Here is a 16,698-nt window from a genome sequence, read left to right as displayed (position 1 = left end):
CTTCTGGAGTCATCACTGCAGGATCGCCGCCATGCGAGCGTTCAGCACCTCGTGTCACGTTCCGCGTCGGTGAGGCGGGCGGGCCGGTCGGCGAGCGGGCCGCCTGAGCGGAGCAGGGTTTCCAGGGTTCCCAGCGGTTCAGGGACGACGGTGTACCAGCTCCAGGTTCCGCGGCGTTCCCGTTCGAGGATGCCGGCGGAGACCAGCACACGCAGGTGATGACTGAGTGAGGGCTGGGGCATGTCGAACTCTTCGGCCAGGTCGCAGAAGCACGCTTCGCCGCCCGGCGAGTACCGCACGAGCGAGAGCAGGCGGATCCGGACGGGGTCCGACAACGCTTTGAACAGCTTCGCGGCGGCTTCTGCGTCGCCGGGGTCGACGACAGCGGCGGGTTCGGCCATGAGCAGGGTCACCGCGATCGGTTTGCGGGTACGGCCGGTCTCGCTCGCCACGGGCCCTCCTTCACTCCTGACGTCCCTCGAAGCTCACCATACCCGCTGAATTGACAAAGCTCGATCCAAGCTCTTCAATTGCATCGGCAGACTTCGATCCAGCTAGCCGTGTCTCCGAGGGAGATGTCATGACCTATGCCACCGAGGGCCTGCCTGGCCGTGAGGTGCTGGACCAGCTCGACCGGATCACCGACGAACTCACCGACAAGTTCCATGGCACGTTCGGCCGTGCGACGGTTGAGCGGTTTGTGGAGGAGACCTTCGGGCTGCTGGATCGCTCGGCGACGGTCAAGGTTCATCTTCCGACGCTGACCGCCCGTTTCGCCCGTCAGCGTCTGGTCGACCTCGCCAAGGTTGATGGGCTCACCTTGGTGACCGCGCCGCAGGTGCTGTTCGTGTGCGTGCACAACGTCGGTCGTTCCCAGCTGGCGGCGGCGCTGCTCAACCACCATGCCTTCGGGCATGTGATGGTCCGTTCCGCTGGATCGCAGCCCGCCGGCGTGATTCCGCCGGTCATCACCGAGGCGCTGGCGGAGCTGGACATCCAGCTCGCGGGCGCCTATCCGAAGCCGTTGACCGACGAGGTGGTCCGCGCGGCCGACGTCGTGGTCACGATGGGCTGTGGGGACGCGTGCCCGGTCTATCCGGGCAAGCGGTATCTCGACTGGGACGTGCCCGACCCGATGGGCCAGCCCTTGACCGTGGTCCGCGGGATCCGGGACGACATCGGCCGCCGCGTCCGGCACCTGCTCGACGAACTCACCGACTGACCTCTCCAGAGAAAGGAAACGGGCATGACCCGCACGCCTGAAGTGCTGTTCGTCTGTGTCCACAACGCGGGCCGGTCGCAGATGGCCGCCGCGCTGTTGCAGCACTACTCGCTCGGCCGCATCGCCGTCCGGTCCGCCGGGTCGGAGCCCGCCGAGAAGGTGAACCCGGCCGCCGCCGCGGCGCTCACGGAGTGGGGATTGGACATCACGGCCGAGGTGCCGACCAAGCTGTCCACAGAGGACGTCGAAGCGTCCGACGTGGTGATCACCATGGGATGCGGCGACACCTGCCCGGTGTTCCCCGGAAAGCGCTACCTCGACTGGCCACTGGAAGACCCCGCAGGGCAGGGCGTGGAGGCTGTGCGCCCGATCCGGGATGAGATCGACCGCCGCGTCCGTGGCCTGGTCGCCGAAATCCTCGACGCCTGACCCTCACTTTCCGACTTCCGCACTTCTGGAGACCAGCCCGTGACTCAAACCGCCGACAAGGCCGGTACCCCGGCCGACACCGACGTCCTGCACAAACTGTCCTTTCTGGACCGGTTCCTTCCCGTCTGGATCATCGTCGCGATGGGCGCCGGGCTGCTGCTGGGCAGCGTGATCCCCGGCCTGCAAGGCGTGCTGGACGCGGTGAAGATCGGGCAGGTCTCCTTGCCGATCGCGCTCGGGCTGCTGCTGATGATGTACCCAGTGCTGGCGAAGGTCCGCTACGACAAGCTCGACACCGTGACCAAGGACAAACGCACCATGGTGCTTTCCTTGCTGCTCAACTGGATTCTCGGTCCCGCGCTGATGTTCGCGCTCGCCTGGCTGATGCTGCCCGATCTGCCCGAGTACCGGACCGGGCTGATCATCGTCGGTCTTGCCCGGTGCATCGCCATGGTGATCATCTGGAACGACCTCGCCTGCGGTGACCGCGAGGCCGCGGCGGTGCTGGTCGCGCTGAACTCGGTCTTCCAGGTGATCATGTTCGGCGTGCTCGGCTGGTTCTACCTCGACCTGCTGCCCGGCTGGCTGGGCTTGGACACGACGACGCTGGACTTCTCGCCGTGGGAGATCGCGCTCAGCGTCATCATCTTCCTCGGCATCCCGCTCGCCGCCGGATACCTCTCCCGCCGCATCGGAGAACGCGGCAAGGGACGCGACTGGTACGAGGGGAAGTTCCTGCCCAAGATCGGCCCGATCGCGCTGTACGGCCTGCTGTTCACCATCGTGATCCTGTTCGCCCTGCAAGGCGACAACATCACCTCCCGGCCGCTCGACGTCGCCCGGATCGCGCTGCCGCTGCTGGTCTACTTCGCGATCATGTGGATCGGCGGCTACCTGCTGGGCAAGGCGTCCGGACTGTCGTACGAGCGCACCACGACACTCGCGTTCACCGCCGCGGGCAACAACTTCGAACTCGCGATCGCCGTCGCCATCGGCGTCTTCGGCGTCACCTCCGGGCAGGCACTCGCCGGTGTCGTCGGCCCGCTGATCGAAGTCCCGGTCCTGGTCGCCTTGGTCTACGTGAGTCTCTGGCTGCGCAAGCGCTGGACGACGAAAGCGCCCGCGGAGTGACCGGAGCCGCGCGGGTAGCGGTCATCGGCGGTGGCCAGGCCGGTCTCGCCGCAGGCTACTACCTGCGCCGCGCCGGTCTGGACTTCGTCATCCTCGACGCCCAGCCCGAGCCGGGCGGCGCCTGGACCCGCGGCTGGAACTCACTGCGGCTGTTCTCACCGGCGAGGCACAGCTCGCTGCCGGGCTGGCCGATGCCGCCCCACCCAGGGCCCGGATACCCGACCGCCCAACATGTTGTCGAGTACCTTGCCGCGTACGAGAAACGCTACGAACTCCCGATCTACCGCGGGGAGACGGCGACCGCCGTGTCCCGCGACGGCGACCGGTTCCAGGTGAGCACCGATACCGGGGCCTGGAGCGCCGAGGCGGTCATCAGCGCAACCGGAACCTGGTGGCGCCCGTTCCTTCCGCTCATGCCGGGCGGGTTCACCGGCCGTCAGCTGCACACGGTCGATTACCGGGGGCCGGAGGAGTTCGCGGGTCAGGACGTCGTGGTGGTCGGCGGCGGCAACTCCGGCGCGCAGATCGCCGCCGACCTCGCCCGTACGGCGAACCTGACCTGGGTCACCCGCCGCCCACCGCGCTACCTGCCCGACCACATCGACGGCAAGGCCCTCTTCGACGTCGCCACTCGGCGCCGCCAGGCCTTGGAGACCGGGCAGCCCGACACCGCCGGAGTCGCCGGACTGGGCGACATCGTCGCCGTCCCGCCCGTCCGCGAAGCCCGCGACACCGGGCTCCTACGGCCGAGCGCGATGTTCGCACGCCTGGACACTGACGGTCCTGTGTGGACGGACGGAACCCGGCAACACGCGGACGCGATCATCTGGTGCACCGGCTTCCGCCCCGCCCTGGGGCATCTCTCCCCGTTGCGGCTGCGCACCACGCGGGGCCGGATCCACACCGCCGATACTCGCGCGGTCGCCGAGCCCGGCCTGCACCTGCTCGGCTACGGAGACTGGACCGGACCGGCCTCGGCCACGCTCATCGGCGTCGGCATGACCGCCCGCGCCGCCATTGCCGACATCACGGCCTACCTAGGCGCCGCTCGCTAGCCTCCGCACGGTCGAGATCACGAGGCGGGTCGCCGCGACGAGCGTGTCGGTCTCCACACGGTCCGCGGTCTCGGCCGGGGTCTGATACCCGGGCATCCCCATGCCGATGCCGATGGCGGCGAGCCCGGCGGCGGCGTAGCGGCGGTTGTCCGAGGCCATTGCCCCCGCACGCAGCGGCACCCCGGTTTCCCTGCCCGCGTGGTCGAGCGCCGCGAGCAGGTCGTGCGCGGGCCCGCCCGCCTCGACCGCGGCGGCCTCGCCGAGCTGGGCGGCGCCGTCGACATTGATCACCACGGTGCCGGCGCGGACATCAGGCGCGTGATGCGCCGAACCCTGGGCACCGGCTTCCTCGGCGTCCAGGAACGTCACCGCCAATCCGGCGGCGGCGGGCAGCAGCGGCGCCAGCACACGGGCCGCTTCCAGGACGACGGCGACACCGGAGGCGTTGTCCGCGGCCGCGGGAAGCCGCTGCCCAGGATCGTCGCCCACGCCGTCGAAATGCGCGGTCAACAGCACGCTGATGCCCCCGGCCGCGGGCATGCGGAGAAGATGTTCACCCGCCGGTCACCACAACGGCGCCCTCCGGTCCGTCCGACGATTGAGCGAGGGACGCGCCTTCCTGGAAGAACCGCCGCAGGGTTGTGATCGACCTATCGCCAAGGTCATCTGCGGCGGAGCCCGGCGAGAAGGCGACAGTACTGTTACGTGAGAGTGTGGTCGGCGGCGCCGCCGACGGCGGATCGAGCATCCGGCGCGGTGGGCGGCAGGTGAAAGGAAACCGGTGTGGGTGAGCAGATGCAGATCGGCGAGGTGGCCGAGCGCACCGGGCTGTCGTTGCGGACGATCCGCTATTACGAGGAAGTCGGCCTGGTGGTCCCCAGTGCCCGCAGTCAGGGCGGTTTCCGGCTCTACACCGACCCGGACGTGGACCGGCTGGAACTGATCAAGCGGATGAAGCCGCTGGGATTCCAGCTGGAGGAGATGCGCGACTTGCTGGCCATTCTCGACCCGATCCCGGGGAGTCCCGAGATCGAGGACCCGGCGGCTCGTCTCGCGGAATTCGGTGAGACCGCCGAGAAGGCCTGCGTGGAGCTGCGCGCGAAGCTGGTCATCGCCGAGGAGTTCGCCGCCCTGCTGCGCTCGCACAACGCCACCGAAGAAACGTCGCGGTAGCCCCCGCGTCGGCGATCACCGGGTGCGCTCGGCGAAACACCTGCCAGGAGCGACGTTGTGGGTTGAACGTGATCCCGCCCTCATTCCGGCCTGGGGCCTTCGCGGGCGGATGATCTCTTCTCTAACGTAAGGTGAGAGTTGTCGACGGTGGTGGCGTCATGCTCACCAGTCCGCTGGGTCACCGACGCCCCGACTCCCGTCCTTTCGAGCCGAGGAGCTGTTCCTTGCCGGCAGAGCAGGTTGCCGTGATCGTTCCGGGTTAGCCCGCAGATACCAGGCGACGCCTGTACCGCTGACGGTGCGCGCCTCTCTCCCGCAGGATCTTTCAGCACGCCGTGATGGCGTGAGAGTGTTCCGCGCCCCGATGTGGCGCCCGAGAAAGTCAGGTTGTCTTTCTGTGTCGAGTCTTGTGTCCCAGGTGTCGACGCGCCTGCGCGGTTCGCGGCCGTCGTGGCTGTCGCCCAAGGTCGCCCGCACCGAGATCCTCGCCGGGCTGGTGGTCGCGCTCGCGTTGATCCCGGAGGCGATCTCCTTCTCCATCATCGCGGGCGTGGACCCGAGTGTCGGGTTGTTCGCCTCGTTCACCATGGCGGTCGTGATCTCGATCGTGGGCGGACGGTCGGCGATGATCTCGGCCGCGACCGGCGCCATTGCGCTCGTCGTCGCCCCCTTGGCGCGGGAACACGGACTCAACTATCTGATCGCCACGGTGATCCTGGGTGGTTTGTTCCAGGTCGTGCTCGGTTCGCTGGGCGTGGCGCGGTTGATGCGGTTCGTGCCGCGCAGTGTGATGGTCGGGTTCGTCAACGCGCTGGCGATCCTGATTTTCCTGGCGCAGGTGCCTGAGCTGATCGACGTGCCGTGGCCGGTGTACCCGCTGTTCGCGGGCGGGCTCGTGCTGATGGTGCTGTTTCCGAAGCTGACCAAGGTGATTCCCGCACCGCTGGTGTCCATTGTGGCCTTGACCGCGCTGACGATCGCCGCGGGCATCGCGGTCCCGACCGTGGGCGACAAGGGTGTCCTGCCCTCCTCGCTGCCGTCACTCGGTGTTCCGGATGTGCCGTTCACCTTCGCCACGCTCGGCATGCTCGCGCCGTACGCGCTCGCGTTCGCGCTGGTGGGGCTGATGGAGTCACTGATGACCGCGAAGCTCGTCGACGACATCACCGACACCCACTCCAACAAGACCCGTGAGGCGATCGGCCAGGGTGTCGCCAACATCGTCACCGGCTTCTTCGGCGGCATGGGCGGCTGCGCGATGATCGGGCAGACCATGATCAACGTGAAGACCGCCGGCGCCAGGACTCGCCTGTCCACGTTCTTGGCCGGGACCTTCCTCATGGTGTTGTGCATCGTCTTCGGCCCGCTGGTATCGCAGATCCCGATGGCCGCGCTAGTCGCGGTGATGGTGCTCGTCGCGTTCGGCACCTTCGACTGGCACAGTGTCGCTCCGGGCACGCTCAAGCGGATGCCGTGGGGCGAGATCATCGTCATGGTCGTCACCGTGGCCGTCGTGGTGGCCACCGACAACCTCGCGATCGGCGTGGTCGTCGGTTCGATCACCGCGATGGTGATCTTCGCGCGCAGGGTGGCGCACTTGGTCGAGGTGACCGCCGTGGTCGATCCGGACGGCACCCAGGTCGTGTACGCCGTCACCGGCGAGTTGTTCTTTGCCTCCAGCAACGACTTGGTCTACCGGTTCGACTACGCGAACGATCCGGACAAGGTCGTCGTCGATCTCACCGACGCGCACATCTGGGACGCCTCCACCGTCGCGGCCCTCGACGCGATCACCACCAAGTACGAGTCACGGGGCAAGACCGTCGAGATCGTCGGGCTGAACAAGCACAGCGCACGGATGCACGGGAAGCTCTCCGGCGAACTCTCCGGCAGCCACTGACACAGGCCGGACAGTGAGGGGCGGAGCCGTCACGGCTCCGCCCCTCACTCGTTCGATGCGGCGGTCGAGTGTGACAGGGTCGCCACGCTTTCCCCGTTGTGCGCCGAAAACAGTGCGTGCACGTGATAGCGCAACACCGCGGTCGCGCCGTCCACATCCTGTTGTCCGATCAGGACACTGGTGCCCAGGCCATGGCTGAGCGTCACCAGGCGAGCCGCCTCCAGCGATACGTCCACGCCCGGCGCCAGCTGCCCGTCGGCCTGTGCGCGACGCAGCGCATTAGCGAGCTGCCGGTGGATGTCGTCCACACTGGACGCGAACGGTTCGGCGCTCAGCTGGGAATCGGTCATCGCCAGCACCGCGTACGAGGCGCCGACCAGATGGAAGACCCGGCTTTCCTCGTCCGACGGCAGTGCCTCGGCGAGGAACGCCTCGACGAAGTCCCGCGGGGGCACCGGATCCGGTAATCCGGCGAGACGCGCTGCCCACCGCTGACGGCTCCGTCGTTCGAGATGCCTCAACGCACCCAGCAGCAGCTGCTCTTTGGTGTCGAAGTAGTACTGAACGAGCCTCAGTGACACTCCTGATTCGGCGGCCACTGCGCGCATCGTGACCGCGTGCAGCCCTTCTCGCGCGGCGACCCGGACCAGCGCCTCGGCGATCTGAGCACGCCGTTCCTCATGGTCGACGGTCCTCGGCATCAGGCGGCCTCCTTCACGCAGGAGCTATGATACAAGCGTATATGATACGCATGTATCACAATGCGGCCGGGAGGCGTGGTGGGTTTTCGTGACCTCGAAGCCAGTGGCCCGGCGGCGAGGACCGCTGGGCCGCGGGTGGTGCTGGCGCTGGCGTGTGCGGCGCAGTTCATGGTCGTGCTCGACATCTCGGTGGTGAACGTTGCCCTGCCGTCGATCCAGCGATCGCTCGGTTTCGACGACGCGGATCAGCAGTGGGTGGTCAACGCCTACGCGCTGACGTTCGCCGGGCTACTGCTGCTCGGCGGGCGGCTGGCGGACCTCTACGGTCGCAGGCGGGTTTTCCTCGCCGGGCTCGCGTTGTTCTCCGGTGCGAGTCTGGCGGGTGGTCTGGCGGATACCGCGGGGTTGCTGATCGCCGCTCGTGCGGTGCAGGGCGTGGGTGCGGCCGTCCTGGCACCGGCCACGCTGACGGTGCTCACCGCCACTTTCCCCGAAGGCTCTGGTCGTACTCGTGCACTGGCGATGTGGACCGCGGTGGGAGTTGCCGGCGGTACCGCGGGAAACCTCATCGGTGGGGTGCTCACCGAGTACCTCTCCTGGCGATCGATCCTGCTGATCAACGTCCCGATCGGTGCCGGAGCCATCATGCTCGCCCTGCGGTATCTCTCCGGTGGCGGCCGTCCGGCGACGCGCCCACGGCTCGACCTGGCGGGCGCGGTCCTGGCGACACTGGGGCTGACCGCGCTGACCTACGGCATCACGCAGTCCCATGACGCGGGCTGGGACGCGGCGGTGACGGTGGTGAGCTTGCTGGCAGGGGTCGCGGCGTTGGCGGGATTCGTCGTGGTCGAGGCGCGCTTCGCCGCGGTCCCGGTCATTCCGTTGCGCCTGTTCCGGGGACGGGCGATCAGTCTCGGGAACGTGGTGATGCTGCTGGCCGGGGCTTGTCTCAACCCGATGTGGTTCTTCCTGACCCTGTCGATGCAGAACGTCCTGCACTACAGCCCGCTGCTGACCGGCCTCGGGTTCCTGCCGCACACCGTGGTCACCATCCTGGTCGCCGCCCGTGTCACCCCGTGGCTGATGCGGCGCGTCGACAGCCGGACCCTGATCGCGATCGGCGCTGTCCTCGCCGCCGCCGGATTCGTGTGGCAGAGCCTGCTGACACCGGACAGTGGCTACCTGGCCGGGATCCTCGGCCCGGCGGTCGTGTTCTCGATCGGCGGCGGCTTGCTCAACACGCCGATCACCACCATCGTGACCTCCGGGGTCGACACGTCGGACGCCGGTGCCGCCTCAGGGCTGATGAACACCACCAAACAGGTCGGCGGTGCGCTCGGCCTGGCCGTCCTGGTCACCGTCGCGGGCAGCCACACCGCCGGCACCGAAGCGCTTTCCGCCGCCTACAGCCGCGCGTTCGTGGTGATCGCGGCACTCATGGTCATTGTGGCCGCGCTCGCCTACGCCCTGCCGTCACAACGAGACGGCGCTATCCGGTAGCCGACCGGCTGTGATGGAGGTGGCAGCGCCGGCCACCGAGCGGGCGGCCGCTGTGAACAAGGAGCCGGTACCCCCCCCGGATCCTTAGCAGCCGGTGGTCTTCTCGGCGGTCCGTGTACAGACGGCGATGACCGCGATCGTCAAGCATACGGTCATGGTGGCGGCCATCGGCAGAACGCTCGACTCGCCGAACGCTCCAACGATCGGGGAGGCGGCGGCGCCGATAAGGAATTGGCTGCTGCCCAGCAGCCCCGACGTCGCCCCGGGCGCGTCCCGGCCGAGGTTTTGTGCCGCGGTGATCACGGCGGGGAAGAACACGCCGAACGCCGTGATCGCGACGAACAGGCACGCCCACGTCACCACGACACCGGCCAGACCTCCAGCGGCTGTCAGCACCAGGATCACCGTCGCCGTGCCCGCTACCGCCGAACCGCCGACGAGTGGCACACGCAGACCGGCACGGTCGGCGATCCGCCCGGACGCCACCGATCCCAGCAGATTGCCGAGCGCGTTCACCCCATAGACGACGCTGGTGAGGGGCGCCGACATGCCGAAGATCCCGGTGAACACGAACGACGTCCCGGCGATGTAGGCGAACACGGCCGCGTTGCCGAACGCCAGGCCCAGGACCAAGCGCGTCAACGCGGCCCGGCGAACCAGACCCGCGATCCGGCCCAGCGTCACCGCCAGCCCGCCACGGCTGCGACGCTGCAGGGGCAGGGATTCCGGAACCCAGGCAGCGACACCCGCGACCAGCAACGCGCCGAGCGCTGCCAGGACAACGAAAACCTCCCGCCAGGAGCCGAGCGTCAGGATCGCCCCGCCCAGCAGCGGCGCCAGGATCGGCGCGGCGGAACTGATCGCCCCTAGCGTCGCGAAACCTCGCGCCGACCCGCGGTCATCATGGGTGTCGGTGACCACCGCGCGGGCCACGACCAGCCCAGCCGCACCCGTGACACCCTGAAGCACCCGCCCGGCGATGAGGATCTCCATACTCGGGGCGAGCGCGCACGCCACCGAACACAGCGTGAACCCGGTGCCGCCGCCGAGGAGAACCCGGCGTCGCCCGAGGCGATCTGACAGCGGCCCGAACAGCAGTTGGCCGAGCACCACGCCGGCAAGAAACCCGGCGAGCGACGCCTGGGCCTGGCTCGGCGACGCGCCGAGGGAAGCGGCGAGCGCGGGCAAACCGGGGATGTACATGTCGGTGGCCAGCGGCGCCGCCGCGGACAAACCCCCAAGTACCCCCAGCAGCCGCAGCCGCCCCCGCTCGCGGACCGCGCTCCCGCTCACAACGGCGGCGCCGCGCCGAGAGCGGGCTCGCCGTCCGGATCGCCCTGAAAGCTGGCCGCGCGCAGCAACAGGTCCGCGGCGATCCCGACCACAGCGAGCTCGGCGTCGGACAACGTGCCGGCCAAGGCCTGGGCCAACCAGGCGTTTCCGGCCCGGACATGGTCCTCGAGCGCGGCGAGCCCGGCCTCGGTGATCAGGGCACGCTGAGCCCGGCGATCGTCCTCGTCCGGTATTCGCCTGATCCGCTCCTCACCGGCCAGCTGGTTCAGAACCCGGGTCAGCGACTGCGGCTGCACACCCTCGATCCGCGCCAGCGTGGTGACGGTGAGCGGGCCACTGTGTCGCAGATTCGCCAGCACCGAGGCGGCCAACCGGGTCAGAGGCCGCTCGGCGCCACTCTGCGCGCGCAACCGGCCCGCCACTCGCGACATCGCCCATCTGGTCCGCTGCGCAACATCATCCGCTTCGGTCACAATACCAAGCTAACACTTGCTAAAAAGCAGCGCAAACGTAGCAGTTCTCTGTTTAAAGCGAAGCTTTTAGGTGCCAAATGACGGTGTCGCGCTGGCGTCGAGGGGCGAGATCGGGAGGGCCGAGGTGAGACAAAGATCGTCTCCCCGTTCCCTGATCAGCCGAAGGAGCAGGCAGTAACCGCGCGGGGGTGTGCTCAGGGGGCTTGCGGCCAGGTGAGGTTCGCCGTGGCCGGTGTTGCCTAGCTCGGTCTGACAATAGGCATGCCGATGCTCACGGGGGCGGCGCGGTTCGCGGTGTGGCGGTCGAGGGCGGCTAGCTTCGCGTGCGCGGCCTTGAGGCTGACAGTGAGGCCGTCGATCTCTCCTCGACATCCGTTGTGTCGCAAGGTTTCGATCGCCGCCCATGCCCAGAAGCGTTCGTCCTCCCGGTGGGTCGGGTTGATCTTCTCGCCGGTGCCGAGATCGCGGACGTTCTGTGCCCACTCTCGCTGCGGGCTGGTGGGTTCGAAGCGCTGGTAGAGCCGCCCAGAAACTGTGAACTCCGTGCCCGGCGGGTGCTGCTGTGCGGTGGACAGCAGTTCCGCGGTGTCGGTCATGGCGCGGTGGGCGGTGTCGACCAGGATCTGCAAATGAGGCATCCGGTCACGGCTACGTTGGTGCATGCGGGTCCGGGCCGCGCGCTGCGCCTTGGCGAATCCGCGGCAGTCGCTCTTGCGGACCGGGCTCGGGACTGCCCATCGCGCCCAGCTCGCATCCTCCAGGGCCCATGTCCCGTGTCGCGCATGCTGTGGGATACGCGACGCCGAGTGCTTTCCTAGCGGCATTCCGTCGCACAGTGGGAACTTCGCCCAAGCGCTACCTCAACGGCGGTTGAGCCGTCAGATGAGCGTTTGGACGGAGGTTTGTCGAGGGTCAGCATGTGGACGGGGACACTGCGCTAGGACCGACCTTGCCGCTCTGGGCACGAACGCCAGCGGAGCGCTTCACGCCCGTGCGTTCGGCGCGGATGCCGGGTTGATCCGGTGGCTCTGGCGGGGCGAGTAGGCCCAACGACTCCCAATGCCGCAGCACGTGAGTGGCCGGCCCGAACCGTTGTGCGACCTCTCCGATGCTCAAGTCCGCAGTGCTTGACTTCATATCGCCATCAAGTCGCAGCATGGCGGCCATGTCCAACGACACGACCACACAGCCCGAGACCACCCGGCCTGACGACGCGACCGGCTCGTTGATCCGGATGCTGGACGTCGTCGACAACCTGCCTGGCGCCGCCGAGTTGCGCTCCGACACGTACGACCTCCTCGCTCTGGCTCCTGGGCAGGCAATCGTTGACGTCGGGTTCGGTGCAGGTCGCGTGGTCGCCGAGCTCGGCGACCGATCTGCGGGTCAAGCCCGACGCGGCTGGGTGTCCTCTGAGTGGCACGTCTCGGTCCCGGGCACTTGCCCCGCACCGACGGGGCTCCTGGGGCGACCTGTGAATCGCAAGGTTATCGTCAGGTGGACTCACCGGCGGCTCCGGCAGACTGAGCTTTGGGCGGCGTTCGCCGGGCAAAGCGTCCGCGACATACTGGAGCGCTGACGAGATGAAATCTTGGACGCGCGACGTCCGGGCCATCGCCGAGAATCGCAGTGTAGTACTGGCCGTCGCCGACGCCCTCGTGTTCTTGATCGGCCTATGGCTGCTGTTGTCCCCGTTCACGTCGGACGATCCGGTCGGTGAGGTCGACCCGCTGACCGGTTTGGTGGCTGGTGCAGCTCTCGTCGCGGTCGGTGCGGCTGCTCTCGCCGAGCCGGGCACGAGGCGGGTTTGGTGGCCGATCCAGCCGGTCAGTGCGGGCTGGCTGCTCCTGGCCCCGTTTCTGCTCGGCCGTGACACTCTTCCCGGTTTCGACGCCGGAATAGCCGCGGTCTCACTGCTTGCTTTATGGGCAGTCAGAGAGAAACGAATGCTATAGGGAATATCGCAGGTTCCTCGCACCGCCATTCTCCGGCCAGTTACGTCGGTTGGGCACGCCCAATTCGCTCTAGGTCCATAGTGGACAGCTGGATTCGATGTGGCCCAAGTGAGTTACAGGTGGGCCTGGCGTGTGGCACGATCCGGGTCGTCACATTCGCCTTTCTTGGAGGGTTCTGCAGTGCGGTCGTACGATGTCTTGGCCGAATCGGCGGCGCCACCGGCGGTCGTGTGGGCATTGTTGCTGGACCCGAGGATGTGGTCCGCCTGGTCACGCGCCGGTGAACTGGACGTCAGCAGTTCGAGCGGCCTCTCCCCGGACGGGCGTGACGGAGTCGGTGCCATCCGTGTCTTCCGCTCGGGTAAGGCGGTCATCCGGGAGCGGATCACGAGCCTCACGCCTGGTCGGCGGTTCGCATACGAGGGGCTGGAGGGTCCGCATATGGCCGACCACCAGGCGACGATCGACCTCCACGAGGTGCCTGGCGGTGGAACACGGATCCGTTGGCAGGGAACGTATTCAGCTCGTGGCATGGGGCGCTGGTCGTCAGAGAGGCAGGTCCAGCGCACGATGTCGAAGATCGCCACAGGGCTTGCCGAGTATGCCTCTGGTGAAATCGTAAGGTGATTGTCAGGTTCAGGTGCGTAGTTCTGCGGCAAGCTGGTCGCCGTCCGGCGAATGCCGGAGGGCGTATGCGACAGCTCGGAAAGCGCGGCGATGATCGATCGGCGAAGCCCAGGTATGGACCGTGAGGTGGCCAGACGGTGAACTCTGGTCGCGATCTTGGCCGCACCGGAGTGTGAAGCGGCTGCCGTGGATGTGCTGACGGGTCTGGAGCAACGTGCCTGGTGCGCGCTCGCGGCCGAACCCGTTGCCGCACGGTCGTACTACGAGAGGGTTCTCGATGACCGCATCGTGCTGTTGCTGATCGACCAGCGGCCCATCCAGGAGCGTGAGGCGGCTTTGGTCGCCTTGTGCGGGGTGCGGTGGAAGGCGTGCAACCTCGATGGTTTGAGCGCGACAAGGCTTAGTCTCGCCGTCGGCACGGTCAACTACCGCATCGCTGCCATCAAAGATGGGGTGCCTTACTCAGCGCGGGTGAGCAGTGTTTACGTTCGCCGGGACGATGGCTGGAAACTGACCTTTCACCAGCATATGAGTCGGTAGGTCGCTGTCGCCATTTTCGTCGTCGTGACCAGCCTGCCGTTGATGGTGCCGGCTGGATCGGCGAGAAGCGAATCGATGCCGGTGGAACTGCTCGTGGCATGAATGTCGTATGTGTGGGCGTACACAGTCCTGATCGGACACGATGCCGGTCGGCCGGCGCTCTCATCGGCCGCCAAGTGTGCGGAGCACACGGAACCGAGCCAGCCGATGCAGCGTTTCTCCCATGGCATCGGGTGCGACCTGGCCTTCGAGATCGGCGTGGGCCGAGCACACGATCTGGCTGACGGCCGATTCGGTCATCGAGGACGCGAATTCGCGGGCAAGCCATTGGCGGACTTCGTCGGCGATGTCGTCGGGATGGTGATCGCGGACGGGCATGTCCCTCTCCTCCTTTCGACGACTTCCTCATTGTGTTGGAGATGCAGGAGTCTGCACCTGACGACTGCCTGACGATCGCGTCGGACTCAGGGGCGGTGAGGGTGGAGCTGTCCGGCTGGAGACCGTGGGGGTGGTGCTTGGTGCGAGGGTGGTGATGGGTTCGGGTTCGTCCTGGTCGGTCACACCGCAGCCGCCGAAGCAGAGGGTGGCGGTGATAGCGAGGATCATCGGACGGAGTTTCACGCGGTCGCCTCCGGTAGTTCGACGATGAAGCGTGCGCCGCCGCCGGGCCGGTCTTCGACCCAGACGGTGCCGCCGTGCCGGTGGACGTGGTCGGCGACGATGGCCAACCCGAGTCCGCTGCCGGTGTCGCGGTCGCGGCGGCCGGAATGCAGGCCGCGGGCGAAGCGTTCGAAGATGCGCTCCCGGAGGGCTGGTGGGACGCCGCTGCCGGCGTCGTCCACTTCTATCCTCGCGTGGTCGTCCCGCCGCCGAAGGGTCACGGCGACAGTGCCTCCGCCGTAACGGTCGGCGTTGTCGAGCAGGTTGGTGACGACCCGGTCGATGCGGCGGCGGTCGGCGAAGACGAGCGGGATGTCGGGAGCGGCGTCGACAGGGACATCGGACTTGCCTCTGCTGTCGAGGACGTTGTGCACCAGTGCGTCGAGATCCACCAGTTCAGCCGGGCCTTCGTCGTCCTGGTCCGCGCGGGAGATTTCGAGCAGGTCGACGACCATGCCTTGGAAGCGGTGCAGTTCCGAGCTGAGCAGACCGAGGGCTTTGCGGGCGGTCGGATCCATCGTGTCCTGGCGACGGGTCAGGACCTCGGTGACGTTGACCATCGTGGTGAGAGGCGAGCGGAGTTCGTGGCTGACATCCGCGGCGAAGCGCTTGTCACGGCGGACCCGTTGCTCGAGTTGTTCGGTCGTGGTGTTGAAACTGGTGGCGAGGGGGGCGAGATCGGGGTCGTTCTGGTGGGGGAGCCGGGTCGTCAGATCTCCACGTGCCACACGGGCTGCGGCTCCGCGGAGTGCGGAGAGTGGGCGCAGGGCACGTTTGGTGGTCCAAGCGCCGAGCAGGATTCCGAACAGCGCGGCCACGACGGTGCCCGTGATCAGCAGGATGCTGAGATAGCGGAAGGTTCGATCCAGCTCGAGCAGCGGGTACAGCTCGACGTAGATGCTGTCGCCGTTGCCGACCGGGGTCGCGATGGCGAGCACGGGTATGCCGTCGGCGGCGAAGCGTTGCCGGGCTGCGACACCGTCTCTCGCGCTTTTCAGCAGGGCGGCAGGGATGGCCGTGGGCTCGATCTGCCGTCCGCTGGTAAGCCAGCCGTCGGGGCGGGACAGCAGAATCGAGGAGTCCGGACCGCTGGCGAGCCCGGTCAAAAGCTCGTTGAGATTGTCGGAATGTTCAGCCAGTGCCTTGTTGACCAGGTCGACGTTGACTTCCGACTGCCGCAAGGTGCTCTGTTCACGCTGGTCGAGCATGTAACCGGTGGTCAGGTTCCAGGTCGCGGCACCGAGCACGCTCATCACCAGCGCCAGGCCGAGACCGAACGCGCCGGCCACGCGCCAGCGCAGGGAAAGCCGCCGCAGCGCCGACCGGAACCCGACCCGGCTCATGATCCCGGAGCGATTTGATAACCACGCCCGCGTACGGTCAGCACCAGGCTCGGATCATCGGGATCGGGTTCGACCTTGCGGCGCAACCGTCTGATGTGGACATCCAGTAGCCTCGTGTCGCCGAAGTAGTCGTGTCCCCACACGCGCTGCAGCAATTGCTCTCTGGTGACTACCTTTCCCACGGCAGTGGCCAGTTCGGCGAGGAGGCGGAACTCGGTGCGGGTCAGATGCACCTGGTTCCCGTCCCGGTGCACGCTTTCCTCATCGGGCCGGATTTCCAGGCCGCCCACGGTGATCCGGGTCGGGGGAGGGGGTGCGGTGCGGCGGAGCAGCGCGCGGATCCGGGCCGCGAGTTCACCGGCCACCAGCGGTTTGGTGACGTAGTCGTCCGCGCCGGCTTCGAGGCCCGCGATCACGTCCTGGGTGTCCGCGCGGGCGGTGATCACGATGATCGGCAGGGTGCCTTGATCGCGCACCGACCGGCACACGGTGAGGCCGTCGATGCCTGGCAGCATGAGGTCGAGCAGAATGACGTCGAATCGGCTGTCCGCGAGTAGTTCGAGCCCGTCTTCGCCGGTTTCAGCGCACTCGACGTCGAAGCCTTCGTCGGCCAGCGCGAGGCTCAAGGCCTCGCTGATCATCACGTCGTCCTCGACCAGAAGAACACGGGTGGACACAGTCGGTATCTCCTTCCACCGG

General features: G+C 67.5%; 21 protein-coding genes. 11 read left to right on the top strand and 10 right to left on the bottom strand.

The features are described 5' to 3' along the window. Positions 1 to 41: 41 nt before the first annotated feature. Positions 42 to 452 carry an ArsR/SmtB family transcription factor gene (locus AC0685_RS23005; protein ID WP_478227412.1) on the bottom strand — a complete coding sequence of 137 codons (411 nt, stop codon included), beginning with the start codon at positions 450 to 452 and terminating at the stop codon, positions 42 to 44. A gap of 128 nt (positions 453 to 580) precedes the next feature. Here AC0685_RS23005 and AC0685_RS23000 point away from each other — a divergent pair, with 128 nt between their 5' ends. The 4 genes from AC0685_RS23000 to AC0685_RS22985 are packed head-to-tail and all read left to right on the top strand — an operon-like array spanning position 581 to position 3,837. Further along, complete coding sequence (locus AC0685_RS23000) at positions 581 to 1,222, top strand: arsenate reductase ArsC (RefSeq protein WP_478227411.1); 642 nt, start codon at positions 581 to 583, stop codon at positions 1,220 to 1,222. 24 nt (positions 1,223 to 1,246) lie between these two features. After that, the gene (locus AC0685_RS22995; protein ID WP_478227410.1) at positions 1,247 to 1,651 is read left to right on the top strand and encodes an arsenate-mycothiol transferase ArsC; all 405 of its coding nucleotides are present in this window, start codon (positions 1,247 to 1,249) and stop codon (positions 1,649 to 1,651) included. Between the two features lie 39 nt (positions 1,652 to 1,690). Then, positions 1,691 to 2,782, top strand: a complete 1,092-nt coding sequence (gene arsB / locus AC0685_RS22990) for an ACR3 family arsenite efflux transporter (RefSeq protein WP_478227409.1) — start codon at positions 1,691 to 1,693, stop codon at positions 2,780 to 2,782. Continuing rightward, the gene (locus AC0685_RS22985) at positions 2,779 to 3,837 is read left to right on the top strand and encodes an ArsO family NAD(P)H-dependent flavin-containing monooxygenase (protein WP_478227408.1); all 1,059 of its coding nucleotides are present in this window, start codon (positions 2,779 to 2,781) and stop codon (positions 3,835 to 3,837) included. Before arsB ends, AC0685_RS22985 begins: the two co-directional genes overlap by 4 nt. Here AC0685_RS22985 and AC0685_RS22980 read toward each other — a convergent pair. Further along, positions 3,820 to 4,377, bottom strand: a complete 558-nt coding sequence (locus AC0685_RS22980) for a M28 family peptidase (protein ID WP_478227407.1) — start codon at positions 4,375 to 4,377, stop codon at positions 3,820 to 3,822. The two genes, AC0685_RS22985 and AC0685_RS22980, sit on opposite strands and share 18 nt — an antisense overlap. A 243-nt stretch (positions 4,378 to 4,620) precedes the next feature. Here AC0685_RS22980 and AC0685_RS22975 point away from each other — a divergent pair, with 243 nt between their 5' ends. Next, the gene (locus AC0685_RS22975) at positions 4,621 to 5,010 is read left to right on the top strand and encodes a MerR family transcriptional regulator (RefSeq protein WP_478227406.1); all 390 of its coding nucleotides are present in this window, start codon (positions 4,621 to 4,623) and stop codon (positions 5,008 to 5,010) included. A 364-nt stretch (positions 5,011 to 5,374) separates the two neighbouring features. Next, positions 5,375 to 6,910: a SulP family inorganic anion transporter gene (locus tag AC0685_RS22970; RefSeq protein ID WP_478227482.1), complete on the top strand. Its 1,536-nt coding sequence runs from the start codon at positions 5,375 to 5,377 to the stop codon at positions 6,908 to 6,910. Between the two features lie 44 nt (positions 6,911 to 6,954). On the opposite strand, the gene AC0685_RS22965 is transcribed toward AC0685_RS22970, so the two are convergent. Next, positions 6,955 to 7,611 (bottom strand): TetR/AcrR family transcriptional regulator, encoded by a 657-nt coding sequence (locus AC0685_RS22965; protein ID WP_478227405.1) that lies wholly within the window; start codon positions 7,609 to 7,611, stop codon positions 6,955 to 6,957. Between the two features lie 78 nt (positions 7,612 to 7,689). On the opposite strand from AC0685_RS22965, the gene AC0685_RS22960 reads away from it, so the two are divergent. After that, complete coding sequence (locus tag AC0685_RS22960) at positions 7,690 to 9,111, top strand: MFS transporter (RefSeq protein WP_478227404.1); 1,422 nt, start codon at positions 7,690 to 7,692, stop codon at positions 9,109 to 9,111. Between the two features lie 84 nt (positions 9,112 to 9,195). Here AC0685_RS22960 and AC0685_RS22955 read toward each other — a convergent pair whose 3' ends face one another. From AC0685_RS22955 to AC0685_RS22940, 4 genes are all read right to left on the bottom strand, one after another. Then, positions 9,196 to 10,404 carry a multidrug effflux MFS transporter gene (locus AC0685_RS22955; RefSeq protein ID WP_478227403.1) on the bottom strand — a complete coding sequence of 403 codons (1,209 nt, stop codon included), beginning with the start codon at positions 10,402 to 10,404 and terminating at the stop codon, positions 9,196 to 9,198. Then, positions 10,401 to 10,877, bottom strand: coding sequence for a MarR family transcriptional regulator (locus tag AC0685_RS22950; protein WP_478227402.1), 477 nt, complete (start codon positions 10,875 to 10,877; stop codon positions 10,401 to 10,403). The genes AC0685_RS22955 and AC0685_RS22950 overlap by 4 nt, the downstream gene beginning before the upstream one ends. A 239-nt stretch (positions 10,878 to 11,116) precedes the next feature. Then, complete coding sequence (locus tag AC0685_RS22945; protein ID WP_478227401.1) at positions 11,117 to 11,515, bottom strand: hypothetical protein; 399 nt, start codon at positions 11,513 to 11,515, stop codon at positions 11,117 to 11,119. Positions 11,516 to 11,789: 274 nt separating this feature from the next. Next, positions 11,790 to 12,014: a helix-turn-helix domain-containing protein gene (locus tag AC0685_RS22940; RefSeq protein ID WP_478227481.1), complete on the bottom strand. Its 225-nt coding sequence runs from the start codon at positions 12,012 to 12,014 to the stop codon at positions 11,790 to 11,792. A 28-nt stretch (positions 12,015 to 12,042) separates the two neighbouring features. Between AC0685_RS22940 and AC0685_RS22935 the strand changes: the two genes are divergently transcribed. The 4 genes from AC0685_RS22935 to AC0685_RS22920 all read left to right on the top strand — a co-directional run bounded on the left by AC0685_RS22935 (position 12,043) and on the right by AC0685_RS22920 (position 13,996). After that, positions 12,043 to 12,453 carry a hypothetical protein gene (locus tag AC0685_RS22935; protein WP_478227485.1) on the top strand — a complete coding sequence of 137 codons (411 nt, stop codon included), beginning with the start codon at positions 12,043 to 12,045 and terminating at the stop codon, positions 12,451 to 12,453. A 4-nt stretch (positions 12,454 to 12,457) separates the two neighbouring features. After that, positions 12,458 to 12,829 (top strand): SPW repeat domain-containing protein, encoded by a 372-nt coding sequence (locus AC0685_RS22930; RefSeq protein WP_478227400.1) that lies wholly within the window; start codon positions 12,458 to 12,460, stop codon positions 12,827 to 12,829. A 180-nt stretch (positions 12,830 to 13,009) separates the two neighbouring features. Next, positions 13,010 to 13,456, top strand: coding sequence for an SRPBCC family protein (locus AC0685_RS22925; RefSeq protein WP_478227399.1), 447 nt, complete (start codon positions 13,010 to 13,012; stop codon positions 13,454 to 13,456). Between the two features lie 156 nt (positions 13,457 to 13,612). After that, a complete protein-coding gene (locus AC0685_RS22920; RefSeq protein WP_478227398.1) occupies positions 13,613 to 13,996 on the top strand; it encodes a hypothetical protein in 384 nt (127 codons plus the stop codon). 162 nt (positions 13,997 to 14,158) lie between these two features. Here AC0685_RS22920 and AC0685_RS22915 read toward each other — a convergent pair whose 3' ends face one another. The 3 genes from AC0685_RS22915 to AC0685_RS22905 all read right to left on the bottom strand — a co-directional run bounded on the left by AC0685_RS22915 (position 14,159) and on the right by AC0685_RS22905 (position 16,676). Then, a complete protein-coding gene (locus AC0685_RS22915) occupies positions 14,159 to 14,374 on the bottom strand; it encodes a hypothetical protein (protein WP_478227397.1) in 216 nt (71 codons plus the stop codon). Positions 14,375 to 14,613: 239 nt separating this feature from the next. Then, on the bottom strand, positions 14,614 to 15,999 hold the full coding sequence (locus AC0685_RS22910; RefSeq protein WP_478227396.1) for a sensor histidine kinase: 1,386 nt from the start codon (positions 15,997 to 15,999) through the stop codon (positions 14,614 to 14,616). Then, positions 15,996 to 16,676 (bottom strand): response regulator, encoded by a 681-nt coding sequence (locus AC0685_RS22905; protein WP_478227395.1) that lies wholly within the window; start codon positions 16,674 to 16,676, stop codon positions 15,996 to 15,998. The genes AC0685_RS22910 and AC0685_RS22905 overlap by 4 nt, the downstream gene beginning before the upstream one ends. Between the last annotated feature and the right edge of the window lie 22 nt (positions 16,677 to 16,698).

It is taken from the genome of Amycolatopsis sp. NPDC043889, from assembly GCF_056435645.1.
This window is presented reverse-complemented; position numbering and strand designations above follow the sequence as displayed.